The 23,524-nt window shown below is 65.5% G+C and carries 25 protein-coding genes; 21 read left to right on the plus strand and 4 right to left on the minus strand.

Translation table 11 applies throughout. The annotated features are described in order from the left end of the window. Positions 1 to 58 precede the first annotated feature (58 nt). The 5 genes from ACH0CP_RS13400 (at position 59) to ACH0CP_RS13420 (ending at position 6,697) form a co-directional block, all read left to right on the plus strand. Positions 59 to 859 carry a trypsin-like peptidase domain-containing protein gene (locus ACH0CP_RS13400; protein WP_406889495.1) on the plus strand — a complete coding sequence of 267 codons (801 nt, stop codon included), beginning with the start codon at positions 59 to 61 and terminating at the stop codon, positions 857 to 859. A gap of 173 nt (positions 860 to 1,032) precedes the next feature. Further along, the gene (locus tag ACH0CP_RS13405) at positions 1,033 to 1,812 is read left to right on the plus strand and encodes a Hachiman antiphage defense system protein HamA (protein ID WP_272695468.1); all 780 of its coding nucleotides are present in this window, start codon (positions 1,033 to 1,035) and stop codon (positions 1,810 to 1,812) included. After that, the gene (locus ACH0CP_RS13410) at positions 1,796 to 5,320 is read left to right on the plus strand and encodes a DEAD/DEAH box helicase (RefSeq protein ID WP_406889497.1); all 3,525 of its coding nucleotides are present in this window, start codon (positions 1,796 to 1,798) and stop codon (positions 5,318 to 5,320) included. The genes ACH0CP_RS13405 and ACH0CP_RS13410 overlap by 17 nt, the downstream gene beginning before the upstream one ends. A 132-nt stretch (positions 5,321 to 5,452) precedes the next feature. After that, positions 5,453 to 5,953 (plus strand): hypothetical protein, encoded by a 501-nt coding sequence (locus tag ACH0CP_RS13415; protein WP_406889499.1) that lies wholly within the window; start codon positions 5,453 to 5,455, stop codon positions 5,951 to 5,953. Positions 5,954 to 6,064: 111 nt separating this feature from the next. After that, complete coding sequence (locus ACH0CP_RS13420) at positions 6,065 to 6,697, plus strand: Fic family protein (RefSeq protein ID WP_406889616.1); 633 nt, start codon at positions 6,065 to 6,067, stop codon at positions 6,695 to 6,697. A gap of 78 nt (positions 6,698 to 6,775) precedes the next feature. On the opposite strand, the gene ACH0CP_RS13425 is transcribed toward ACH0CP_RS13420, so the two are convergent. Next, positions 6,776 to 7,180, minus strand: coding sequence for a hypothetical protein (locus ACH0CP_RS13425; RefSeq protein ID WP_406889501.1), 405 nt, complete (start codon positions 7,178 to 7,180; stop codon positions 6,776 to 6,778). 799 nt (positions 7,181 to 7,979) lie between these two features. Here ACH0CP_RS13425 and ACH0CP_RS13430 point away from each other — a divergent pair. Next, positions 7,980 to 8,249: a hypothetical protein gene (locus ACH0CP_RS13430; protein ID WP_406889502.1), complete on the plus strand. Its 270-nt coding sequence runs from the start codon at positions 7,980 to 7,982 to the stop codon at positions 8,247 to 8,249. 17 nt (positions 8,250 to 8,266) lie between these two features. Here the strand turns inward: ACH0CP_RS13430 and ACH0CP_RS13435 are convergent, their stop codons facing one another. Further along, positions 8,267 to 9,556 carry a hypothetical protein gene (locus ACH0CP_RS13435; protein WP_406889503.1) on the minus strand — a complete coding sequence of 430 codons (1,290 nt, stop codon included), beginning with the start codon at positions 9,554 to 9,556 and terminating at the stop codon, positions 8,267 to 8,269. A gap of 110 nt (positions 9,557 to 9,666) precedes the next feature. Here ACH0CP_RS13435 and ACH0CP_RS13440 point away from each other — a divergent pair, with 110 nt between their 5' ends. Further along, positions 9,667 to 10,635 carry a lytic transglycosylase domain-containing protein gene (locus ACH0CP_RS13440; RefSeq protein ID WP_406889505.1) on the plus strand — a complete coding sequence of 323 codons (969 nt, stop codon included), beginning with the start codon at positions 9,667 to 9,669 and terminating at the stop codon, positions 10,633 to 10,635. Between the two features lie 55 nt (positions 10,636 to 10,690). On the opposite strand, the gene ACH0CP_RS13445 is transcribed toward ACH0CP_RS13440, so the two are convergent. Continuing rightward, positions 10,691 to 11,218, minus strand: a complete 528-nt coding sequence (locus ACH0CP_RS13445) for an XRE family transcriptional regulator (RefSeq protein ID WP_406889508.1) — start codon at positions 11,216 to 11,218, stop codon at positions 10,691 to 10,693. A gap of 101 nt (positions 11,219 to 11,319) precedes the next feature. Continuing rightward, positions 11,320 to 11,775 carry a hypothetical protein gene (locus tag ACH0CP_RS13450; RefSeq protein WP_406889511.1) on the minus strand — a complete coding sequence of 152 codons (456 nt, stop codon included), beginning with the start codon at positions 11,773 to 11,775 and terminating at the stop codon, positions 11,320 to 11,322. Between the two features lie 380 nt (positions 11,776 to 12,155). On the opposite strand from ACH0CP_RS13450, the gene ACH0CP_RS13455 reads away from it, so the two are divergent. The 14 genes from ACH0CP_RS13455 to traU all read left to right on the plus strand — a co-directional run bounded on the left by ACH0CP_RS13455 (position 12,156) and on the right by traU (position 23,516). Continuing rightward, the gene (locus ACH0CP_RS13455; RefSeq protein WP_210359033.1) at positions 12,156 to 12,476 is read left to right on the plus strand and encodes a hypothetical protein; all 321 of its coding nucleotides are present in this window, start codon (positions 12,156 to 12,158) and stop codon (positions 12,474 to 12,476) included. A 61-nt stretch (positions 12,477 to 12,537) separates the two neighbouring features. Next, entirely contained in the window at positions 12,538 to 12,828 is a 291-nt protein-coding gene (gene traL, locus ACH0CP_RS13460) for a type IV conjugative transfer system protein TraL (RefSeq protein WP_007406717.1), read from the plus strand. A gap of 1 nt (position 12,829) precedes the next feature. Further along, positions 12,830 to 13,396 (plus strand): type IV conjugative transfer system protein TraE, encoded by a 567-nt coding sequence (locus tag ACH0CP_RS13465; protein WP_272695458.1) that lies wholly within the window; start codon positions 12,830 to 12,832, stop codon positions 13,394 to 13,396. Next, positions 13,393 to 14,196, plus strand: coding sequence for a type-F conjugative transfer system secretin TraK (locus ACH0CP_RS13470; RefSeq protein ID WP_406889513.1), 804 nt, complete (start codon positions 13,393 to 13,395; stop codon positions 14,194 to 14,196). The genes ACH0CP_RS13465 and ACH0CP_RS13470 overlap by 4 nt, the downstream gene beginning before the upstream one ends. Before the next feature lie 3 nt (positions 14,197 to 14,199). Further along, the gene (locus ACH0CP_RS13475; RefSeq protein WP_406889515.1) at positions 14,200 to 15,528 is read left to right on the plus strand and encodes a TrbI/VirB10 family protein; all 1,329 of its coding nucleotides are present in this window, start codon (positions 14,200 to 14,202) and stop codon (positions 15,526 to 15,528) included. Further along, on the plus strand, positions 15,515 to 16,393 hold the full coding sequence (locus ACH0CP_RS13480; RefSeq protein WP_406889517.1) for a DsbC family protein: 879 nt from the start codon (positions 15,515 to 15,517) through the stop codon (positions 16,391 to 16,393). The genes ACH0CP_RS13475 and ACH0CP_RS13480 overlap by 14 nt, the downstream gene beginning before the upstream one ends. Next, positions 16,390 to 17,430, plus strand: coding sequence for a TraV family lipoprotein (locus ACH0CP_RS13485; protein ID WP_406889519.1), 1,041 nt, complete (start codon positions 16,390 to 16,392; stop codon positions 17,428 to 17,430). The genes ACH0CP_RS13480 and ACH0CP_RS13485 overlap by 4 nt, the downstream gene beginning before the upstream one ends. A gap of 1 nt (position 17,431) precedes the next feature. Beyond that, positions 17,432 to 20,023, plus strand: a complete 2,592-nt coding sequence (gene traC / locus ACH0CP_RS13490) for a type IV secretion system protein TraC (protein ID WP_406889521.1) — start codon at positions 17,432 to 17,434, stop codon at positions 20,021 to 20,023. Positions 20,024 to 20,028: 5 nt separating this feature from the next. After that, complete coding sequence (locus ACH0CP_RS13495; RefSeq protein ID WP_272695452.1) at positions 20,029 to 20,391, plus strand: hypothetical protein; 363 nt, start codon at positions 20,029 to 20,031, stop codon at positions 20,389 to 20,391. After that, entirely contained in the window at positions 20,384 to 21,058 is a 675-nt protein-coding gene (locus tag ACH0CP_RS13500) for a type-F conjugative transfer system protein TrbI (protein WP_406889523.1), read from the plus strand. Before ACH0CP_RS13495 ends, ACH0CP_RS13500 begins: the two co-directional genes overlap by 8 nt. Beyond that, complete coding sequence (locus ACH0CP_RS13505) at positions 21,039 to 21,575, plus strand: S26 family signal peptidase (RefSeq protein ID WP_406889525.1); 537 nt, start codon at positions 21,039 to 21,041, stop codon at positions 21,573 to 21,575. Before ACH0CP_RS13500 ends, ACH0CP_RS13505 begins: the two co-directional genes overlap by 20 nt. Next, on the plus strand, positions 21,572 to 22,231 hold the full coding sequence (gene traW, locus ACH0CP_RS13510) for a type-F conjugative transfer system protein TraW (RefSeq protein ID WP_406889526.1): 660 nt from the start codon (positions 21,572 to 21,574) through the stop codon (positions 22,229 to 22,231). The genes ACH0CP_RS13505 and traW overlap by 4 nt, the downstream gene beginning before the upstream one ends. Then, positions 22,231 to 22,500, plus strand: coding sequence for a hypothetical protein (locus ACH0CP_RS13515; protein ID WP_406889529.1), 270 nt, complete (start codon positions 22,231 to 22,233; stop codon positions 22,498 to 22,500). Before traW ends, ACH0CP_RS13515 begins: the two co-directional genes overlap by 1 nt. Next, the gene (traU, locus tag ACH0CP_RS13520) at positions 22,500 to 23,516 is read left to right on the plus strand and encodes a conjugal transfer pilus assembly protein TraU (protein ID WP_406889530.1); all 1,017 of its coding nucleotides are present in this window, start codon (positions 22,500 to 22,502) and stop codon (positions 23,514 to 23,516) included. The genes ACH0CP_RS13515 and traU overlap by 1 nt, the downstream gene beginning before the upstream one ends. Positions 23,517 to 23,524: the final 8 nt, after the last annotated feature.

The raw sequence follows: 23,524 nt of genomic DNA on the forward strand, positions 1-23,524 counted from the left end.
GGAGAAAGGCATGGTTCGATCAGGACGGCGGGGTAGGGGAATCTGGGGAGCACTGATCTTGGCGGTCACGTTTGCCGGCGCCACCCTGGGCGGTGCTGCAGTGGAGATGCTGACGAGCAGCGGGATCGCGGACGCCACGGCACCGCGAACGGTTGCGACCGACGCCGTGCCTCTCAACCGGCTGACGCTGGCGCCGCTTGTGGAGCGGGTCGCGCCCGCAGTCGTCAACATAGCGGTTCTGCAGAGCTCGCCCTACGCCCAGAACCCGCTGCTCCGAGATCCCTATTATCGCTTGTTCATGGGGGTTCCAGATGAAGCGCTCGCGCCCCGCATTTCGGCCGGATCAGGCTTTGTCGTCGATGCCGAACGAGGATTGGTCGTCACCAACCAGCATGTCGTCTCCCCCGCGCGTGCGATTGCGGTAGGTATCGGAGACCGGCAGGTGGAGGCCGAGCTGCTCGGAAGCGACCCGGCGACGGATATCGCTGTCCTCAGGATTCCCGCGCAAGGGCTGAAGGCCTTGCCGCTAGGGGTCTCCGCCAAGGCCCATGTCGGGGACTATGTGGTGGCGATCGGCAATCCCTTCGAGGTGGGTCAAACCGTCACCGCCGGCATCATCAGTGCCGTTCGGGCTCCCTCGGCCGGGGGACCGCCCTATGTGCAGACCGATGCCCCAATCAACCCGGGAAACTCGGGTGGGCCATTGATCAACATGCGGGGCGAGGTCATCGGCATCAACAGCGCGATCATCGGACCCAGCGGCGGCAATGTCGGTATCGGGCTCGCGGTGCCATCGGATGTCGCGCGGCGAGTGGTCGAGCGGATTGCCGGCACGCGACTAGCCTCCGTCGAGAGCTGACCCATCCATCATGCCCCAGATTGTGCCGCTGCAGGCCTGTTCGTTAAGCTGGAGCCGATCGCGACTGGCTGGATAAGCGCTGGATGAATTAGAAGGTGGACATGCGCTCGCGTGTAGGACGACATTGCGTATGGGGATAGTCGGGCATTGAGCTGCCCTCTTGGAACGGGTGGATGGTTCAGTTCAACGATTGGTGCGACGCGACCGACACTCCTCTGGGCAATCACCATGTTCGCGTGATGACTGGACGCGCAGCGCACGCTGCGCAAGGCATCCAGCTGACGGCGTCAGCGGTTCCCGCCCACTATGCGGCGGAAGAGCGTCTCGCCGCGGCGCTTGCCCGGCTGGGCAAGCCGGCGGCAGCCAAGTTGGTTACCGATCTTCTTCCGCAAACGCCGCAGATACGCTCCGGTGATCTGGGGGAGATCTACGCGACCGAATGGATCGACGCCCACAGCGGCTACCGGGCTCCCATCAAGCGATTGCGATGGAAGGACCATCGCGACATGGCGATGCGCGGCGACGATGTGATCGGCATGATCCTCGATCCTGCCACCCAGCGCCTAAGGTTTCTCAAGACCGAGGCGAAGAGCCGCATCGACCTGCGGGCGCAGACGCTGCAGGAAGCGCGCGCGGGGCTCGACAAGGATGGCGGCCTTCCGTCGTCGCACGCCCTGTCGTTCATCTCCGCGAGGCTGATGGACCTTGGGACGGACGCGCCACTCGTCGACGCCATCGACGAGGCTCTCTATCGCCACGGCATTCCGGCCGAGCATGTCCGGCATCTTCTCTTCACCTTCTCCGGCAACGCGCCGGAGGCACTGCTGACGCAGGCGCTTCAGGCCTATCCAGGCCCGATCGGGCAGTGGGGAGTAGGGCTGCACGTGGATGGTCACGCCGCCTTTGTCGGAGCGGTCTACGCTCAGGTGATCGCCAATGCCAACCAGCCCTGAGGCGATCGTTGCTGCCATCAGCGATGCCGCTGCGACCGGCTTTCGCGGTCGTCTGATCGCGCGAGGTCAGGCGCGGGCGATGATATGGCGGGAGGGGGTGCTTCCGGCGGGCGCACCCGCTTTTTCTGCGCAACTGAGCTTCGACCTTCACAGCTATGGCTATGGGCTCCTCGGTCTAGGCCTGCGGCTGCTGGAACTCGGTGGCGACCCAGCCCAGGCGCGCGTTGCCTTCGAGCAGGCCGCGACCGCGCTTGAGGCGGTTATGGCGAAGGGCAATCGGGCCAAACCCGACCGCGACTTTCACTTCGTGATGGCAGCTGCGAGCTATCATCTCGCGCATCTCTCTGCCCGTGCCTATTCCCTGCTTGCGGTCGTGGCCGCGGAGGACAACTTCTCGCTCATCGAGCAGGCACTCGCGCTCCTCATGCGGCGGGACATCAACGAGCTGCGTGCCCGAGTCTATGCCTTCCGCCTCGATGGTCGCGGATCGGATGAGGCCATCACCGCGCTTTTCCAGCAGCGTCTTGCCGAGCCGCTTGCCGGCGAAGCGGCCGAGCGTGACGGCCATGATTTCCTATTCGAGGGCATCGACCTTGCCCTGACAGATGCCTTCTTCGGTGCCCTGTCGATGTTCCTGCTCGGGCTGGATCGCGGCGAGCGCGCTCTGGTTGGCCGTGCGATCGCCCAACTGCGCGAGAGCCTTGCCATTTGCGCTGAGCTGAACCTCTTGCCGCAATGGTGGGCGCATCGGGTCGCGATCCATCTGCTTTCCGACCTTTGGTCGAACACGTTCCACGAGAGGGTGCCTCTCATTCCCGCCGGTGGGGAGGCGCCGCCGTGGCAGGGCTTGCGCGAGCTCTTTATCGGGTTGCTCGCCCGTCGGCCGAGGGCAGAAGTTGACTTGTGGCCGTCACAGATCGAGGCCGCCGCGCGCGCGGTCGATCAGGCTGACAATCTGGTGGTCTCGCTACCGACCAGCGCCGGGAAGACGAGGGTTGCCGAACTCTCCATCCTGCGCTGCCTGGCTGCCGGGCGCCGCGTGATGTTCGTGACGCCGCTTCGTGCTCTGTCCGCTCAGACGGAGACGACGCTTCAGCGTACCTTCGGCCCGCTCGGAAAGACCATATCCGCCCTGTACGGCAGTATCGGCGTCTCTGCGTTCGACGAAGATGCGATCCGCGAGCGGGACATTGTCGTTGCAACTCCGGAGAAGCTCGACTTCGCCTTGAGAAACGATCCGTCGCTGCTCGACGACGTCGGTCTGCTCGTCTTCGATGAGGGCCACATGATCGGTCCCGGTGAGCGCGAAGTTCGCTACGAGGTCCAGATCCAGCGCCTGCTCCGCCGGCCCGACGCGGATCAGCGCCGGATCGTCTGCCTGTCGGCAATATTGCCCGATGGCCCGCAACTCGAGGATTTCTCGGCATGGTTGCGTCGCGACCAGCCTGGCGACCCCATCAAGGACGACTGGCGGCCGACGCGCCTGCGGTTTGGCGAGGTGGTCTGGTCATCGCCCCGAGCCCGCCTCAACCTGAGGGTCGGCGAAGAGCAGCCCTTCGTGCCCGGTTTCCTAACCGGCATGGCACCGCCGCTCTTCGTACCGCCGAAGAAGCTGCGGACCCGGCTGTTTCCCGACAACCAGCAGGAGCTCAGCCTTGCCACCGCCTGGCGTCTCGTCGACGATGGACAGACTGTCCTGATCTATTGCCCGGAGCGGCGCAGCGTCGAGCCGTTCGCCAAGGTCATCGTCGATCTCCACACGCGAGGCGCGCTTGCGTCACTGCTTACGGTCGACCCGGCGCGGCTGCAGACCGCGATCGCGCTCGGTGAAGAATGGCTGGGCGCGGACAGCAATATCCTCAAATGCCTGCGCCTGGGCGTGGCGCTCCACCACGGCGCTCTCCCGACCGCCTATCGAAAAGAGGTCGAGCGGCTTCTGCGAGACGGCGTTCTGAAGGTGACGATTTCATCGCCCACTCTCGCGCAGGGGCTCAACCTCTCCGCGACGGCGGTCGTCATGCATTCGCTCTATCGGCATGGCGAGAAGATCAAGGTTTCGGAGTTCAAGAACGTGATTGGACGCGCTGGGCGCGCCTATGTCGACGTCGAAGGCCTGGTGCTATTCCCGATCTTCAGCGACACCCAGAACAAGAAACATGACGAGTGGGTCGGCCTGATTGGGGATCTCGGCGCCCGCGAGATGGAGAGCGGCCTCGTTCAGCTCATCTTTGCGCTCCTGAAGAGGATGCACGCCCGCATCGGCGGCAATCTCGATCAGCTCATCGATTATGTGGTCAACAACGCCGCGGCGTGGACCTTCCCCGAAGTGGCGGGCGAGATCCCCGAAAAGCGCGAACGAGCGCTCAAGCAATGGGAGCGCTCCATGGCGACGCTCGATACCGCGATCCTTAGCCTGATCGGCGAAGCCGATGTTCCCGATGACCAGATCGAAGCCGCGCTTGATACGGTCCTTCAGTCCTCCCTCTGGAACCGCCGCCTGGAGCGCCTCGATGACGGGTCGCGTGCCGCTTATCGTGCGACGCTCGTCACCCGGAGCCGCTTCATCTGGGCCAATTCGACCGCCGTCTCGCGCCGCGGCTATTTTCTTGCGGGGCTGGGTCTCGAAGCGGGTCACGCGCTCGACGCGGTGGCGCCTGAGGCCAACGACCTTCTTGTGCAGGCGAACGCCGCACTTCTGATTGGAGATCACGAGGCTGCCATCGCGGCGATCACCGGCATCGCAGAGCGAGTTTTCTCCTTCTATCCGTTCGAGCCGGACCCATTCCCGGGAAACTGGCGCGACATTCTTCGCTGCTGGTTGCTTGGGCAGCCACTCGCGGCCGCCGTCGCCGGGCAGGAAGGCGATGCGCTGCAGTTCATCGAGGGCGGCCTCGTCTATCGCCTGCCCTGGGCGATGGAGGCTCTTCGCGTGCGTGCGGCCGCCAATGGCGATGTCGTTGGCGTCTTCGGCCTGGCGCTCGCCGATCATGAGCTGGGCCTGGCGGTCCCTGCCGTAGAAACCGGCACGATGAACCGGTCGGCTTCCATTCTCATCCAGGCAGGCTTCAACTCGCGTTTGGCAGCGATCAAGGCCGTCGTGGACACGAACGCGACCTTCACGTCCGGTGCGGAGCTGCGGACCTGGCTGCGCTCACCTGGCCTGGCGGCCTGGTCAGCGCAGCCGGACTGGCCTTCTCCCGAGACGCGAGCAATGTGGCTAGAGTTCGTGCAGGAGGCAGCGCCTCCCGCTAACCGGACGTGGGCACGGCGAGACTATACGGGAAATGTCGAGTGGTTCGCGGCGCCGGCTCCGCCCGGCTCTCCCGTGAGCTTGCATATCTGGAACGGCCAGCCGTTAGTGCTCTCTGCCGATGGGCGTGGCATCGGCCGCCTGCAGCATCCGCTCAACTCTAATCGGCGTGGCCTTCTCCGCGCGACCGTCGCGCTGAACCCTGCGCAACTCGAGCTGAGCTATCTCGGTCCCGATGACCTTTGGGCTGTGGCATAGCCGCGCCCATCTGCCGGGCCACTATATCTCATCTGGGAGATCATGATGACAATTAGGAAGACCGCCGAGGCGCTTCGTGCCTCTTCTGACACGGAGGCACGCCACCAAATGGTCTCCGGGCGGCTCTAGGCAGTGCTTGTCGCTCGCGCCCAGCTCGATTTCATTCGTGACCTTGTCGCCCGCTTTCAGCAGGACGACAACGTGATGCGGCCTGTCGCCGACTTCCAGTCGCAGTATGTCGCGATCGTCGCGCTCCTTCGATCGGTTGGACACGTGTTCGCAAATGTGGACTGTCACGATGCCGCTCGGCGCGAGTGGAGCCACGAGCAATGGCCGATTTGGCGGAGAGATCCGGTCTTCAGCGAGTTCATCGAGCCGGCGCGCAACGCTCTCCTGAAGGAATTCCAAGGTGGCCTCGAACTGCGCAGCGAGGGCTTCGGACCGGTTGCCGTCGTGGTCGATCCGAAGATGCCGGGCGGCGTGGCTCACGTCGCTGCGTTCGACGCGCGCGAGGTGCGCGATCGTCTCGGCCGGCCGGTACTGCCGAACTTTCATGCCGCGATTGCCTTTTGGGACCGCTGCCTCTCTCAGGCAGAGGCTGCGTTCGGAGAGGCGCGCGCGTCCCGCGGCTGACCCGCAGCGATAATCGCGGATTGGCCGAACCCTTTGCTACGGGAGATGATGTAGATGCCCTCTTCGCCGCCGCAGTGGCAGGCGCATGATGCCGCCGGTTTCGACGCAACGATGGACGTGCGATGCGCCGCTCTTCTGTCGGACATCCAGGGCGACCGGCCCCGCCGGCGCGCCATCCTTGCCGATCCCCGAGATTTGCATCGCGAGCTGTTCGCTTCGTTCGCGCCGCCAGCTCACCCGGAATATGCGGGCACCTATCGCGGCACGGCGGGAACGTCTCTCGCCCATCGAACGATATCGGCACCCTGCCAGTTCGAGCCGGGTGCCCATTATGAATTTTGCCCGCCGGAAGAGGTGCTTGCGCGCATGGCCCGGCTGTTGCGCGAAACCGAGGAGCTGCTTCAAGACCCCGAAGCAGATGATTTCGGGAGGCTGATCGCGCTGACCTACACTTTCTGCTGGTTCGGAAAGATCCATCCCTTCCTCGACGGAAACGGCCATGTGCAGCGCGCGATCTTCGCCGCAATGGCGACGGAGTTCGGCTATCCGCTCTCTCCGCGCTTCGCCATCCACCCGCGCCCCTACGACCGGCTATTGGCGACGGCGCTGGAAGTCTTCTCCCGAGCGCCGGTTGGCGAGGAAAATAGCGAGCTGAGCCTGGCGGCGGAATACCTCGCCTTCTTTTTGGATGGTCCTTTCAATGCCGTGCGAAAGCATGTCGGCTCAGCGTCCCCCTATGATTAGGTCGTGCGCGCAGATGACGGAGCATGTGCCGTTCAAGGCGCCCGCTTTCTCATCGCGGATCGATCGGCTGCTCATCGGCTATCTCAACAGTGCGGCGGCCACGTCCATATACTGGTTCGGGTGGATACCGTCGCGGGAGGGGAAGCGACCGAGGTCCAGGGTCTCGTCATCAAAGCGGGCAGCGACGGAGCTTACGGTATAGGCTTGTGGCCGAGCATAGGGCAGCAGCCAGATCACCCTCTTGAAGCAGAACTGCGCACGGATTTCGGAGAGTCGGCCAGCGAGAGCCGGTCCGGCCGCGTCGTTGGAGCCCATCGAGAAGATGCACGTGTCGTAGCGCTTTCCTGGTCGTCGCCAGGAGAGAATCTGGGCGGCGGTGGCTCGCTCCGCGGCCTGAACGTCACACCGGCGCTCGTAGCGGGCGTTGATCGCATGAGCGGTGCCGACACCTGTGCTGTCGCCAAGGATCAGGCACTCGAACATGGTGGCTTCTCTCGTTCTCCGGTCAGCGCCGAGGCCGGGAAAACCAGGTCAATTTGTCGCATCCGGTTGCGGGGCTGGCGCGACATGATCGCGCGCATGCATGAGGCGGTCGAGGTTGGCCCGACCGCCTTGGGTCGGGCCAACGCGTCAATAGCAGCGCCACACGCGCAGATGCGGTGCTTCCCAGCGCCAGCCGCAATGCCGATACCAGCGGCCGTGCCACCGATACCACCCATGGTGGGGGCCCGGAGCGGCATACCAGACGGGGCCTCGCCACCCGGGGTACCCGCGATGGTGGCCGGTCCAGTGATGCCAGCCCGGTCCCCATGCCGGCGGGGGCGCCCAGACTTGCGCCGCGGCAGGCGTCATGGATGTGCCCAGCAGTGCGATCAGTCCAACGATCGCGCCCTTCAGCGCTTTCATCAAGCCCGTCAACCAGCGCCCTTGCACCGCGCCGGAGGGTAGCGCATCGCCGCTCAGGGTGGTCGAGGGACTTCCGCTGGGCCGATCGACTGCTTCTGGCCGGCGCCAGCTGATCAGGTTTCGAATGCTTGTCCTCATATCCAAATCCTCATCATGAGCAATTCGGGCATGGGGAGCGCCGGAGAGAGCCGGCGCCCTCTAGTCCGATCCGAACCCGCGTTGGCGTTCGGCGTCAATCGAGCTAGTATTGTAACCTGCACCGTCAAGAGGTCGGGATGGCACAATCAGCGCGGGCACAGACGTCGCCGATCTGGCCGGGAACCCGGTCTCGGGTAAGCACGTGCGGTCGAAGTCTCGCTGGAACAGGTACGCTCGGATGGCGCAGCTGACCCAAGTTGAGATGGCGAATTGGGCGGCGCTTTACGCCGCGACGACGTTGTGCTGCGCAATCGCGCTCGCCTTGTCCCTCGTGGGGGCTGGCGTGCACCTCTTTCGCACACGTGCCTGGAACGATGTGCGGACGTTTCGCCAGGCGCTGCTTTTCCTGCCCAAGGCGTGGTGGCTTTGGCAGCGGCTCTATCTGCGTTCGTCGCCGGTGATCATCGCGATCGTCGGCTGGTTTGCGTTGACGCTCCGCTGGAGCTGAGTAGGGCGCTCCCTGGTTCAAAGATCCAGAGCTGCGCTGACCTTCCGGCCCACGCGGCCTGCCTCGAGATCGGGTCGAGTGAGGCAGAGAAGCTCGGCGATCTCGCGCATGCGGGAACTAACCCCCATGTCGGACGCCTGGTGGCCGTCCTCATCGGACCTGGCCTCGATCGCCAACCGCTTGATCTCTCCGGTCACACGCGATCGTGCCTCGATCAAAAAGGCTGGTCGACAGGTCCCCAGCGGCGTCAACAGATCGAACACCGGTTTCTCGATGGCCACATCGATGCCCTGACGAAACAGAGCGCGCCGGGCCGAGAGCAGCTCGCGCAATAGGCCGCGTTCGAACTCGGAGTTGACGGGTACGAACCGTTGGCCGGAATAGATAGGCTGAGCATAGGCCCGTAGCGGGGCATAGCCGCGCGCCTCGGGATACTGGCCGGCGACGACAATCACGAGGAACGGTCCGCGGATCGGGTTGCCGCGCACCGATGGGGATTGTACCCGGTTCGCGACCCGGACCGGCTGTGTGTCGGCAGTCTCGATGATGTGACCGGTGACCTGATGGGAGAACAGCGCGAAGAACGCCTGCGGTGCGTGGCCGGACGGCCAAGCGTCTGAAAGCCGCCGCAAGACCGCATAGGCTCGCCTGCTGTGGAGGGCATCGGCATGGGTCCAGAAGGCACGGCTGAGCTCGACGCCGGGCGCTATCTCGATCTTCCCGCCCGCCTTCACGAGCGCGTCGAACTCCCGCTTGATCGAGGGCTCCTCCCCCTCGTCCGACAAGGGCGACACCCGAGTGGTACCCGCGACGTCGAGCAGCCGCCACAGCAGGCGCGCAAGCCGCGGCACCGACGCGTGGCGCGTGCGGTCGTCGCTGGCGTCGCGCTCGGGCCGCTGCGCCAGCTTGCTCGGGGCGGGCCGCAGGACCTCGAAGAAGCCGTCGGGCGGCGAGGCCGGCGTCTCGCGCGTCCGTACCTCTGAGATGCGGTGGGTGACCTGGTCGCGGAAGAAAGGACAGTCGGCGCGATGGTCGGGTCGCTTGCCGCTCGTCAGCCGGCGCAGATAGTAGGTCTCCGCCTCCGAGAGGAAGGCGGGCGTCAGGATTGGCGGCGGTTCGTCGTCAGGCAGGCAGTCGCAGGCGATCCATTTTGCGCCGATCCGCGCATTCTGGACCAGCGTGATCCCCGCCTCCTCGTCGCTTGGCGATCCAGCGCCGACATACCACCGCACCAATGCTTCACGCAGGGGAGGAGGCAGTGCGATCCGCCGGCCGCAGCCATCAGTGTCTCGATCAACCAGCCACATGATCCACGCACATCGAGATCGTCCTAAGCCAGTGTTCGCGCGGGCAGGGGAATTGACAACAAGAATTCCGCTGATCTCAACTTAGCGCAGGAAGGCTCAGGAGGTCCGAAATGCGCAGGTTATTGCTCGCGAGCGCGCTTATCATCCTTGATGCCGGGATTGCGCTCGCGTCGCCGCAGGCCCCGGTGCGGCCCGTGCGGAGCGTTCAGCTGATCAGCATGACAGGCAGCCCGTCGCCCGACCGCGAGGGGCAGGATGCAGCGGCGGTGCCGGGGATGGAAGCGCCGGCGGATCCTGCCGGATCGAGTGCCGAAAGCTTCCGGGTCCATGACCTCAGCCGGCGCTGGGTTGAGTACCAGATGGGCGAGCGCTTCGCGGCACCGGTGCCCAGCGCTAGCGAAGCATCGGACGATCCGTTCGCCCGGGTCGGAGTTGCACAGCCTGGCGTACCTCCGTTCCAAGCCGGCGCCATCGCTCGCGCGTCGTCGATCTCTGTGCCCACCTGGATGCGCGGCGGTCCGGTGTTCGCCGCGGCCGCCACAGCCTTCGCACCCGGATGCGCATCCACGGATTACCGACGTAGCGGCTTTCTTTCCGCCGACGCTGAAGCTCGCCGGCAGGCCTATTTTGCGATGATGAGCGCTGCCGCCTGCGACTATGGCATCCCGGTCGGGCTGTTCGACGCGATGATCATCCGGGAGAGCCGCTATGACGCGTCCGCCCTGTCGCCCAAGAGCGCGTTCGGGCTGACCCAGCTGATGCCTGGGACCGCCGCAGGTCTGGGTGTGAACCGCTACGATGTGGAGCAGAATCTGCGCGGCGGCGCGCGTTACCTGCGGCAGCAGCTCGACCGCTTCGGCGCCTATCACCTCGCCTTGGCTGCCTACAATGCGGGTCCGGGGAGGGTCAGGAACGGGAGCGTGCCGAAGATTGTCGAGACCCAGGACTATGTCTCGAACGTCCTCTTGAACTGGTCCAGGTTGAGCGGGGGCTCGCGCGTTGCAACGATCCAGACGAGCGCATCGCCCGTTCCGCGCCGCCAGCCCTTCGTGCGCGCTGCGGCGGTGTCGAGCTTCTAAGAGGGACTGCTCGCGAGCGGCCCTCTGCACAGCCGGCGGGGCCGCGCGCTGCGGGCTAGAGCAGCGGATCCCGGCCGGAGCCGAACTGCGAGCGACGCTGGAGAATGGCGGTGATTTCGGTCACCATCCGCTTAATGACGGCGGACTGGAAGTAGGTCCCCCATTCGCTGCGGATCTCGCTGCCGTCCATCCCCTCCAGCTCCTGCAGCGCTTCCACCAGCCGGTGCGGGAGGCCCTTGAACAAGGTGCTCAGCATTGCGACCAGGGCCGTGAACCGGTCGTCCTCGACAAGCGCCATCTCACGCGTCATCTCGACGCTGATGACCGCCTGCATGAGGTCGATGTTGAGCGCGCGCAGGATCGCCTGGAACTCGGGCAGGGTCATCGAGGCGCGCTTCGATGGGTCCCGATGGAGGATGGTCCCGAGCCGGCTCTTCTTGATCCCGGCCCGCAGCGCCATGGTGCGGATGCCGATGTGGTTGGCTTCCATCGCGCGCACGATCATCGGCACGTAGTCGGCTGCGGCTTCAGCCTCCGCCTCGCTGGGCGGCTCCTGCTCGATCCGATTCACAAGCGATGACACTTTACGCCCCCGCAGTCCTTTTCGCGGACAGGGAGACACAATCAAACCTTATCCGGCTTGGCAACCCCTTCGCGGCAGATGAGCACCGCCGCTCCGCGATATTATCTAATACGAACAACCTTTTCACCATCGTCACGATCGCGGTTATCCGCGCCTTCTACGAGGTCTGGCGAAGCAATTCCGATCTTGTTCATGAGTTTGGCCGTGCCCTGCTCGACAACATAATCGAACAACAACATCGACAGGGCGTCTCCGACCGTAAGCTCTGATCCCAGATGCTTTTCGAGTCGCCGCGTTGCCTCCGCGAGGCTGTCGGCGCTCGTCTTCGAGATCCTCAAGTAGATGCGGATCGGGCCCTTGGTCGGAACCTTTGCGAGATGCTGGCGCAGCGTTTCGACGTCGTGCTGTTCGATCGCTCCGACAGCACCGGCGGTTGCGCGCGAGGTCACCAGATTGGCGAGGGACTCGTAGCGCTTCGTCTGGTTCGAGTGGATCCGAAGGCTCTCCGTCGTCAGCCGGAACAGATATTCGGATACGTCGAGGGTGTATCCCTGCATTGCTTGGCCACCCATTGCCGCATGTCCTCGCCTGCCTGGCTACGGCTGAAGTTCGCCAGGATGAAGTCGATGCGTCCTATACGACTCGCCCCGGTCGAGCCAAGTCTACGCCTGCTGATGGGTGTCCGCCAAGCGGGACGCCAATCCATGAGCGCGGACGGTGATCACCGCTGTCTGGACAGAGCGTCCCGCGACTCAAGTCCACTGCCCGATCGCGCGGACGCGATCCAGGTCTCCTTTAGCCGATCGCGCGCTCGCCGCCTGATTAATTCACCGGATACAGGCTGGTTCCAAGAAAAGGCGGTTGTGACGCAAGTCATCGCGGATCGAACCTTCCTTTGGGCGCGGAGGTGCCGCGTCTCCATCGAAGGGAAACTCTGATGCAGTCTCTGCTGAAACGAAGCGGGCACATGGAGATGGCGATCCTCGCTATCGCCGTGATGCTGTTCGCGCTGCTGTGGTTTGCCGGGCCGGCTTTCGCCGGTGCCGACACCACGTTCGACACGGCCCTCACCAAGTTCACCGACTTCCTGGAAGGATCGGGCGGCAAGATCATCACCGTGCTGTCGCTCGCCGGAGGGATCGTGGCGCTCGCGTCGGGCCGCTTCTCCATGGGTCAGATCGCCATTCCGGTCGGCGTCGGTGTCGGCGCGGGCACGGGCATTCCGATCGTCACCTCGACGGTAACGGCGACGATCTGACGCAACGAGCCTGGCGACGTCGGGGTGGCAGCCTCGACGCTGCCCGGGGGAGGGTGGTGCAATGGCCGCAGACAAGTACGCGATCCCATCTCATCTGGATGATCCAGAACTGATCGGGCTGTGGACGCTGGATGAGTTCCTGGCGATGGTTACGCCATTCGTCTGGGGGATCATGACCCAGCACATCGTCATCGGAACGGCGTTGGCATTCGCCGGCTGGTGGGGATTGAAAAAGGCAAAGGCGGGTCGTGCCGCGTCTTGGCTGCTTCACCTGGCCTATTGGCATCTTCCGGCCGGCTTCACCGGCCTGAGGGCCACGCCACCCTCTTATCTCCGACTGATGGCAGGCTGAGATGGACCTCGCATTCAGCCACGCAAGCACTCAGCGCGTTCTTCGCCAGCGCAACTTCCTGGTGGTGGTCGCAGGCGCGCTCGCAGCGATAACAGCCTTGCTGCTCGCACTCGGCGTGTCGCGGGACCGCGAGATCGTGCTGCAGCCCGTGCTCCGCTCGCCGGTCACCGTCAGCAGCGCCGGCGTCTCCCGCGAATATCTCGAGATGATCACGCGCGACGTGGTCGTGCTGACGCTCGACCGAAGCCCGCAGAACCTGGAATATTGGATGAACGCGGTGCTCGAGATCACCTCGCCGCGCACCCAGGGCAAGATCAAGGGCGACCTTCTCAAGATCGTCAACGAGCAGCGCGGCTCCTCGATCTCACAGTTCTTCACGATCGAATCGATGGACATCGATCCAAAGAATTTGCGCTCCGAGGTGACCGGGGAGCTCCACACCATCGTCGGCAACAAGGTGATCTCCAGGGAGCGCCGCACCTTCCGCTACGACTGGGAGTATGAGGGCTTGTCGCTCCGCCTGGTCGGCTTCGGGATGGTCCGCACCGGCAAGGAGCAAGACAAATGATGGCCTTCTATGCCTTCGGCAGCGCGGCTGCAGGCACCATCCTCATGTCGCGAATCTACTGCATCCTGAGCAGGGTGGCGGGGGTCTGCCTATTCACGCTGGCGATCATCCTGTTCGCGCAGCCGGCATGGGCGGACCAGACGGTCGTGGCCGCCGACAGCGCCCAGGTCGACTGCCAGGCGTCCGCGAAGGACCTGACCCGCATCAGCCTGGTCGATGACGAGTTCGCGAGCGTGTCGAAGATCTCGACCGGCAATCCCCAGGACGATTTCTCGGTGGTCAACGAGCCGGTCCGGGGCGACATCTACCTCAGCGTGCCCGAGGGTTTCGGCCGTCCGGCGCTTTCGTTCTTCGGCACGAGCAAGCGCGGCTACGTCTACAAGTTCGTCTGCCGGATCGCCGGCGACCAGGCGGCCCAGCTCTTTGTGTCGAACCCGGCGATCGCCCGGGAAAAGGCAGCCGAGGCGTCCCCCCAGCAGGTCGCGGCCGGGCCCCAGGAGGCGGCGGTCGAACTCGTTCAGGCCATGTACGCCAACAACGTCGCCGACGGGTACGAGATGCGCCAGCGCGCGCTGAAGCCGGTCTATGTCGGCAAGCTGAAGGTCCAGATGATCGCGGAATATCGCGGCCAGGACCTGACCGGCAAGGTGCTGCGCATCGAGAACATGGGCGACGCGCCGACCGAGCTGACGGAGCGAACGGTCGCGCCGGCGAGCGCTCTCGCCGTCTCCATCGCCGAGCCCAAGCTCGCCCCGGGGAAGGTCACCACGGCCTACCTCGTCTCCCAGAACGTGAGGTAAGCCATGGCCTTCTCGGACATCTTCAATCGCAAGCGCAGGCCGCTCGACGAGCCGGAAGGCGAGGGGGTCTCGCCCGTAGGGGGCGAACTGGCCGGCAACGAGGCGGTGCGCCGCAAGCAGCGCATGCTGCTCGCCGGGGCGGCCGGGGTCGGTCTGGTCCTGTCCTCGATGTGGATCTTCAGCGGCGACGAGGGAGAGAAGGTTGCCGACGTCGACGGCGCCGAGAAGGTCGAGGTCTCGACCAAGGACCTGGTGAACCGCAACCTCTCGCAGCAGGAGTGGATGGCGCTCTCGGAAAACCGGTTCGAGTCCACCGAGAACCAGCTGAAGTCGGTGAACGGCCAACAGGCGAGGATGGATAATCTCGCCGCACAGATCGAGGCGCTGAAGGGGCAGAACTCCGCGATGCAGGCCGATGGGCAGCGGGTGCTGTCCGCCTACCAGGCGGAGAACGACCAGCTCCGCAAGCAGCTGAACGAGCGGCCATCGGCGCCACCCCCGGCCCCCGGACCGGCTGCCCTGTACGGACGCGGTGGACCGCAAGCCTATCAACGTCCGGACGCGCCGGGCGAGGCGGGCGCCGTGCCTCCGATCGGCCGCGGCGCCGAGGTCAAGATGGTCAGCTTCTCGTCGGCCGAAACGGGAACGGCATCGAAGGTCGCGAAGGGCAGCACGGTCTATACGGACAGTCCGAACTATCTTCCGCCCAACAGCTTCGCCTCCGCCAAGGTCATCGTCGGGGTAGACGCGAGCGCGGGGGTTAACAGCCAGACCGACCCGCTGCCCGTCGTCCTGCGCGTCACCGGTCCGGCGCGATCGGTGCTGCAGAATGGCAAGCTCCTCACGACCAAGATCCAGGGTTGCCTCATCAACGGCGCGGCACGCGGCGACCTCTCCAGCGAGAAGGTCTACGTCAAGCTGCAGAAGATGACGTGCCCGCAGCCCGGCGGCCGCTACGCCGTCTCCGAGGTCAAGGGCTTCATCGCGTTCGGCGGCAAGACCGGCGTGCGAGGCCGGGTCGTGAGCCGCGAGGGCTCGCTTGCCATGCAGGCATTCCTCGCCGGTCTGGTCGGCGGAGCGGGTAACGCGCTCAACACGGCTTTCCAGCAGCCCCTCGCGACGATCAGCAACGATGGCGAGGGAGGCATCAACCGCACCCCCAGCCTCGGCAATGTCGGCCTCAGGGCGCTCGGCGGCGGTGCCGCGGAGTCGGGCAAGGACGTCTCGAAATATCTGATCGAGCGCGCCGAACAATACCAGCCGGTCATCGAGATGCCGACCGGCGTCGATGTCGAAATCGTCTTCCTGGAGGGTGTTTATGTCCGCAATTGATCGCCTGCGCCAAAGCGCGCTCGGGCGCCCATGGAAGCTGCTCACGGGCGTTGCGGCGCTTGGCGTCGCCAGCGTGGCCATCGCGGCCCAGGTCGCGGGTCCGAGCGGGGTCGAGGTCACGAACCTGCTCAAGGCGCGCCTGCCGAAGACGCCTCTCACCCAGGTCAACTGCGAGAAGGTGCGCGGTCTCTGCGAGGTGACTGCGGGATCGAACCTCTTCTACGTCGACGCCGGCGCCCGCTATCTCATCATCGGCCGGGTCTACGACATGGAGACGCGCCAGGATCTCACGGCAGCCCGGCTGCTCGAGATCAACCCCGACATGCTGGTCGGCGGGGCGGCCAAGGCCAATGCTGCGGCCGCGGACGGTGAGGGCGAGGGAATGGCAGCGGCGGCATCGCCGCAGGCCAGGGTCGAGAAGACCGCGCTTCCCGCCCGGCCGGCCAAGCTGCGGCTCGACGGGCTGTCGAGCGACGGCGCGATCGTCTGGGGCAATCCCGGCGGGCAGACGGTCACGGTCTTCACCGACTTCCGGTGCGGCTATTGCCGAGCTCTGACCAACGTGCTGCGCAGCATGAACGTTCGCGTGGTGGAGCGGCCGATTTCGGTCCTCGGTAGCCGCGACATAGCCGACCGCGTGTATTGCGCGAAGAACCGGGAGGAGGCGCTGCATGCCGCCTATGCCGGCGAGCCGCTCAAGAACGGGGCGTCGTGCGACACATCGGGCCTGGATGCGAACGAGGCCTTCGCGCGGCAGCACGGTCTGAGCGGAACGCCGGTGATCGTGCGCAGCGATGGGGCGATGATCGAGGGCTACCGGCCCAAGGCGTTCCTGGAAAGCTGGCTCAAGGAAGTCCGCTCGTGAGCGCGCGGCGCCACGGCCGCCGTGTCGCGCTGGCTGCGGCTGGCTTCGGCACCCTCATGGGGCTGAACGGTTGCACGACCTTCGGCGGCAACGTGAAGGGCAGCTTCACCTGTCAGGCGCCGGACGGGATCTGCGCGCCATCCTCCACGATCGACGATCGGGCGCTGGCGATGATTTCCGGGGATGCCGGCGATGTCATGATCCCTGCGGGCCCCTATCCGTCACCGGCGCCCCAGCCCCGCACGCTTCGTACCGCCGCGGCTTCGACAGCATCGGAGGCGACCGGGCAGGTTGCGCCCCGGACCCGTGAGAAGGTGCTCCGGATCGTCTTTCAGCCTTATGTTGACGATCGGGGACGGTTGCATGAGTCGAGCGCGGTCCATGCGGTCGTGCAGTCCGAATGGCAGGCTCAGGCGCTCGCGAATGCCACGCCCATACCAGACAGCAAGGCGGCAGAAGCACCTGCTCAGCTGAGCCTCGCAGACGCGGTGGAACGCGAGGTTCCCGGCGTGGTGGACGTCGCCGCGTTCGACCCGGCCATGCCGGACCCTGAGGTGGTCGCGGCTGCTCGGGCCAGAAAGCCGGACCCGGTCGCGGCGATCAAAGCAGACGTCGCCAACCGTCTTGCGGCCAAGGGCAAGCGGGCGCCCGGTTCGCCAACGACTGCGGTGCCGGGACGAGCCCAGAAAGCGGCGGCGGCGTCGCCTACGCTAGTACCCGCCAAGCCTGTCGACGCGGCCAAGCTCGAGGCTGGCGCTGGGCAGACTGCCGTGGCGGCAGCGCCGGCCGGCGGCAGAAGTGAGACGACGCGTCAGTCCAGCGATCATTTCGGAGGTGCTTCCGCGACGAGCGCTGGACCTGGTCAGGAGGGCGCGGCGCGCGTGAAGTCGAGCCAGGAGTATCAGGCGGCGCGTGAGCGTGTTGAGGACAGCGCGCGCACCGCAGCCGGCTCGGCTCCTGCGGCCGGCCTCAAGACCCTGACGAGCCCCACTGTCCGCGCCGCGAGCTTCCCCGCGGCGGTGCCGGAGGACAACTGACATGAGCGCGAAGCCCCGCCTTTACGACAGCCTGCTTTCCGGTCTGTTCGGCGACAGCAAGCGACCCGAGGCCCAGCGTCCGGAGCTCGGCGTGCCGATGCTGGCGCATTGGCTACCCTACCGCAGCTACGACCCCAAGACCGGCATTTTCTACAACTCCGCCTCGCGTGGCTTCGTGATCGAGGTATCGCCGCTCGTCGGGGCGGATGAGCGCACCGGGGAGATCCTGACCCAGTTCTTGTCCGAGGGCATCCCGGTGCCAGGGTGCCTGCAGTTCCACGACTGGATGAGCCCCCGGATCAGCGAGCGGCTCTCCAAATGGTATCTGCCCCGCTACTCGGCCAGCGGCGTCTATGAGCGGATGGCCAAGCATCGCGTCGACTTCCTGACAGACGGCGTCTGGAACTCGCTGTCGGCCGACGCGCCCTTCTGCCTGCGCAACCACCGCGTGGCGATCTCCTATTCGACACCGGAATCCTCGCGCGTCTCCACCGAGGAGATCGTCGCGGTGATGGATGGCCTCATCTCCGTACTGGGCTCGATCGGCGTCTCCGCCAGGAAGATGGACCCTGTCGCGCTGATCGCGTGGATCGACGACATCACGTCGCCCACGACGGCCGCGGGCGACGACGTTGTCAGCTATAATCCGCTCGACCCGATCGCCGACCAGGCGGTGCGCCGCGACATCGAGATGAAGGTCGATCCCGACCGCATTCTTCTTCGAACCGAGCGGTTCCGACCGACCGGCAAGGAGGTCAATGGCGCCCCCGAGATCGGCGAGATCTATCCCGACGTGTTCGACGTCCGCTCCTTCTCCGTGCGCAACCTCCCGCAGCGCTGGGCACCCTGGGACTGCGCCCGGCTGATCGGCGACATGTTCGCCGACAAGCTGAGGATGCCATGCCCGGTCTCGACCAACCTGTGCCTCGACTTTCCCGATTCCCAGGCCTCGAGCAACAAGGCCGGGTTCAAGTTCATGCGCACCACCAGCCTCGCCGACTCCAAATCCGCCCGCTTTCTTCCCCAACTCCGCGACCAGTCTCAGGAGTGGAAGTACGTCAACGACGAGATCCGGCAGGGACGCAAGCTCGTGCGCCTGTTCTACAGCGTTACGTCATTCTCGCCGAAGGGAAAGGGTGACGCCAACGAGCGCATCCTGAAGTCGGTTTATCGGGCCGCCGGATGGGACCTGCTCGACGACCGCTACCTTCAGGTGATGGGCTTGCTGTGCGCCATGCCCATGACGATGGCGAACGGGCTTTCCCGCGACCTCGAGCGCATGAAGCGCATGCGGACGATGCTGAGCACGACGGCGGCCAACCTGGCGCCCATTCAGGGCGAATATCTGGGAGGTCACACGCCGCACCTGCTGCTGATCGGGCGGCGGGGCCAGCCGTTCTTCTGGAGCCCGTTCGAGAACGCTGCGGGCAATCACAATGTCGCGGTGTTCGGCAAGTCGGGGTCGGGCAAGTCGGTCGCCCTCCAGGAACTGTGCGCGTCGCTGTGTGGGGCCGGCTCCCGGGTCGTCGTGATCGACGACGGCCGCTCCTTCGAGCATTCCGCCAAGCTGCAGGGCGGTGCCTTCGTCGAGTTCACGATGTCGAGCGGCTTCTGCCTGAACCCGTTCTCGATGATCGATGCCGCCCAGGCGGCCGAGGATGAGGATTATCTCCTCGACTGCATGGCGATGCTCAAGGCCATCGTGAACCAGATGTCCCGGCACATCGACCGGCTGACCGATACGGAACGCGGCCTCATCGACGGCGCGGTCAACCGCGTGTGGGAAGCCAAGGGCAGGAACGGCTCGATCGACGATGTCATCGCCGCGCTGAACGACACCGGTAACGAGCTCGCTTCGCATCTCGCGATCGCGATGATGCCGTTCTCGAGCGCCGGCACCTACGGCAAGTTCTTCCAGGGTGAGGTCTCGTTCGAGCTGCAGGCGCAGCTCACCGTCTTCGAGCTGTCCGATCTCTCCTCGCGTGAGGAACTGCGCAGCGTCGTCCTGACCGCGATCATGTTCATGTCGCAGCAGATGATGCGGAAGGTCGACCGCTCGATCCCTAAGGCGCTGCTCCTGGACGAGGCCTGGCAGATGCTCCGCGGCGGAGCGATGGCCGACTTCATCGAAACCTACGCCCGCACGTGTCGCAAGTACGGCGCCTCTTTGGTGACCGCCACGCAGTCTCTCAACGATTACTACAAGTCCGCTGGATCAATCGCCGCATTGGAGAACAGTGACTGGTTTGTCATCCTGCAGCAGAAGCCGGAGACAATCGCCGACTTCAAGAAGCACGATCGCTTCGAGATGGACGACTACACCGACGCGCTGCTGCGTTCGCTCAAGCGCAACGGATTCGAATATTCCGACATCATGATCAAGGGACCCGAGACGCTCGCGGTCGGCCGGCTGGTTCTCGATCCCTTTTCTGCCGCGCTGTTCTCGTCGAGCCCGCGAACCTTCGCTGCCATCGAGGCAATGGTCGCGGACGGCCTCAGCATGGATGAGGCGATCGAGCGGATCGCCTTCCCGGAAAACCCCGAGAAGTGGGCGACGCCGGCCGCGGACGCGGCGGCGATTGCTGCGGAGTGAGCCCAATGGCGACCATCCTGACAGAGCCGACCACCGCCAGTTCCCGACCCCTGTCGCGCCGGTTGGATGTCCGGTTCCTGCTCTACTTCTACCTCCACATGGCAGGGTTCCTCGCATCGACCCTTCTCATCACCTGGGGGCTGTTCGTCCTCTTCTTCGTCGCGATCGGCGGCTTCTCGTTCGACGGGATGATGCACCAGCTCGACAATCTGGCGACCCGGTATGTCGCGGCCGACACCGCTCGCATCGCGTCGTTCCGACACGTCGTACTCGTCGCGCACACGCTGCTGGCTGCCGCCGTCATCTTCTTCCGCCGCCATCGCATCCTGCCATCGCGCGATCCCAAAGGGAGCACATTCGATGTCTGACCAGCCACAGCTCGACCTTCAGGCTCCTGTGATGCCGCCGAAGGATGCGGCTGCTCGGGCAAGACGTGGGTTCGCCGGCTTCACCCGGGCTCAGCTGGCAGTGGGCGCGATCCTGATCCTCTCCCTTATCTGGGCGATGTGGGTGACCAAGGCGCTCGTTGCTCCCCGAGAAGACCATATCGTCAAGGCGAGCCTCTCCAACATCGTCGGCGAATATGTGAGCGCCCAGGCACGCTCGGCGTCGCCGCCCGCCCAGGTCGAGGCCGAGATGCGTGCGTTCATGTCCTCGCTCGACCATGAACTCCAGCGCCGGGGCGCGGGCGGGCAGGTCGTGCTGGTCGGCGAGGCGGTGCTGACGAAGAACGTGCCCGACATCACCGACAGCCTGAGGAAGGCCGTCTATGCGAGCGGCGTTCGCCAGCCCCGGCCAGCGAGCGCTCAGGAAATGCGGCAGCTCCAGCAGCAGATAGCTCCGGCCGCGTCGTCGCCACCGATGCCCGGCGGACCTGCTGCGCCCGCGGGGGCAACACTCGAGCCGATGGCCATGGCTCCGTCCGGAGCGGTCATGCCCCAGGCCGCCACCGGCGCTGCAGCCATGCCCCCTGCAGGAGTCCCCGGCGCCGCCATCACCAGCTTTGGAGGTCCCGATGGCCGCGGCGGTCAGTGACGCGGCGGTCGCGGGCTGGCGGCCGCGCAAGCGGCTTTGGGCTCTGTTCGGCGGACTCGTCGTGGGGAGTGTGGTGCTCGGTGCGATCGGTGACTGGCGCGACGATCACGCGCTCCTGATCAACACCACGGACTCTCTTCCCAACTGGGCGTTCGTGATTCACCGGAACAAGGTGCCGGTCCGGGGCGAGTACGTCTTCTTCGATCCGCCCCCAAGCGAGCTGGTGCGGCGTCATTTCGGCGCCAAGCCGCAGATGTTCGGCAAGATCGTCTATGGGTTGCCGGGAGATGTAGTCGCGCACTGGCACCGCGCCGTCACGGTGAACGGCCGCGTCGTCGGCTACACCAAGCCAAAGACCAGGAGCGGTGAGCCGCTGGCGATCGGTCCGAGCGGCGTGATCCCGGCCGGCTGCTATTATGTCGGCACGCCCCACAAGGACGGGTTCGATTCCCGCTATGCTGCGATCGGCTTCGCCTGCCGGCGCCAGATCGTCGGCACGGGGGAGGCGGTCCTGTGATCCGCGCGATCGCCGCCTCTCTCGCCGGTGCTGCCTGCCTGGGTGCCGCCGTGCTGGTCACCGGCGCGGAGCGGGGCGAGGCGCGTGACTTCGGTCAGCTCGGGCAGACGTTCCCGGTGGTCGAGGCGGATCTCCTTTCCACCATCGAAACGCGGCTGCAGCGGGCGCATGCAACCGGAGAGATGGACCGCGTCAACGCGGCCTTCGCCAGACGTGTCGAGGCCAAGGTTCGACGTCCCGTGCCGGTCGCCGGCATCACGCCTGCCGAGCAGGCGCGGACCTGGGACTATGACCCGAGCATCACACTCGAGCGTGAGATCAGGGACCACAAGGGACAGGTGATCGCGCAAGCCGGGCAGAGGATCAATCCGCTCGACTTTGTCTCGATGCGGCAGAGCCTCGTCTTCGTCGACGGCGATGACCGGACCCAGCTTGCATGGGCGACCAGGAGATTCTCCGAGCTCAACGCCAAGATCATCTTCGTCAATGGCTCGCCGATCGATTCCATGACGGCGCGCAAGCGCCGGTTCTTCTTCGACCAGGATGGCCGCCTGACGGCTAAGTTCGGCATCCGCCACACTCCGGCCGTGGTGTCACAGACGGGCAATCGGCTTCGTGTCTCGGAGACTGTCGTCGAGCCGGGGGCGAAGAGCTGATGCCGCTGTGGCTGGACCTCCTGCGGACCCCGATGGCCGCACCGGAAACCGCCGGACTGCGCCGCATGCGCCTGGTCTGGCAGGGCCTGTGCCTGTCGGTCGCGCTGCTCGTCGGATTTTTCGCGCGCGTCCATTCTGCGCTGGGCCGGGCTGCGCCGTGCCTCGCGGCCGGGCTGCTCGTTGCGGCCGCGCTCTACACCTGGCTCTATGTTCGCCGGAAAAATGCCGCCGACACCGCCTTCCTTGAGGGAACGGGGGGGGCGGGCTGATGCGCTGGCTGCGGACCCTTCTCGGCGTCCTGGGGCTGCTGCTCGTGGTCGTCACCGTGACGCCGCGCGCAGAAGCCGCGCCGACCTGCACGGGCAAGTTCGTGAACCCGATTACGGATGTCTGCTGGTCCTGCCTCTTTCCGCTTTCGATTGGCGGCGCCAAGATCTGGCCGGGCAGCCGACCGGACACCAACAATCCTGCATCGCCGGTCTGCGCCTGCGCCGATCCGCTGCCCCGCATCGGCATCTCTGTCGGCTTCTGGGAGCCCGCCAGGCTGGCCGACGTGACGATGAAGCCGTGGTGCTTCCCCAACTTGGGAGGGACGCGGATCGCGCCGGGCTTCGACATTGGCCAAGGCTATCTGGCCGGGCCGTCGATGGTGGGAGGCCGGTCGCAGAGCACGGCGAAGTGGCACGTCCACTGGTACGTCTATCCTCTCCTCTACTGGATGGAGATCCTGACCGATTTCATCTGCTTCGAGCAGGCCTCGTTCGACATCGCCTACATGACCGAGGTCGATCCCCTGTGGCAGGATGACTCGCTCACCGCGATCATCAATCCCGAGGCAATCGTCTTCGCCAACCCGATTGCGAAGGCGGCATGCGCCGGCGACTGCATCGCGGGAACGGCCGCGCTGCCGCTCGACGCGCTGTTCTGGTGCGCGGGGTGCCAAGGCAGCATGTATCCGCTCAACGGCAACATCCCCGCCTCCATCGGCCACGTCCAGTCATCGCGGCTCGCGCTCTCCCGCTTCGCCTACAAGATGCACCGCGAGGGCCTGGCCTGGGGCACGATGGGATCGCAGGGGCTCTGCAAAAAGTACCTGATGCCGATCATGCGGAAGCAGCAATACCGCTTCCAGATGGTCAATCCGATCCCGACTGTGAGCGGCCGGTTCGCCTGCTCAGCGATCGGCGCCTCGACCATGCCGCCCGACGCGGGGCGTGCCTTCCCCGCCGGCGGCGAGGACATGGGCTACCTCGTCTGGCGCAAGCGCAACTGCTGCGTGTTCTGAGGAGAGAG

Origin of the sequence: Sphingomonas sp. 179-I 2A4 NHS, from assembly GCF_045369135.1 — a bacterium.
In the GTDB taxonomy this organism is placed as follows: Bacteria; Pseudomonadota; Alphaproteobacteria; order Sphingomonadales; family Sphingomonadaceae; genus Sphingomonas.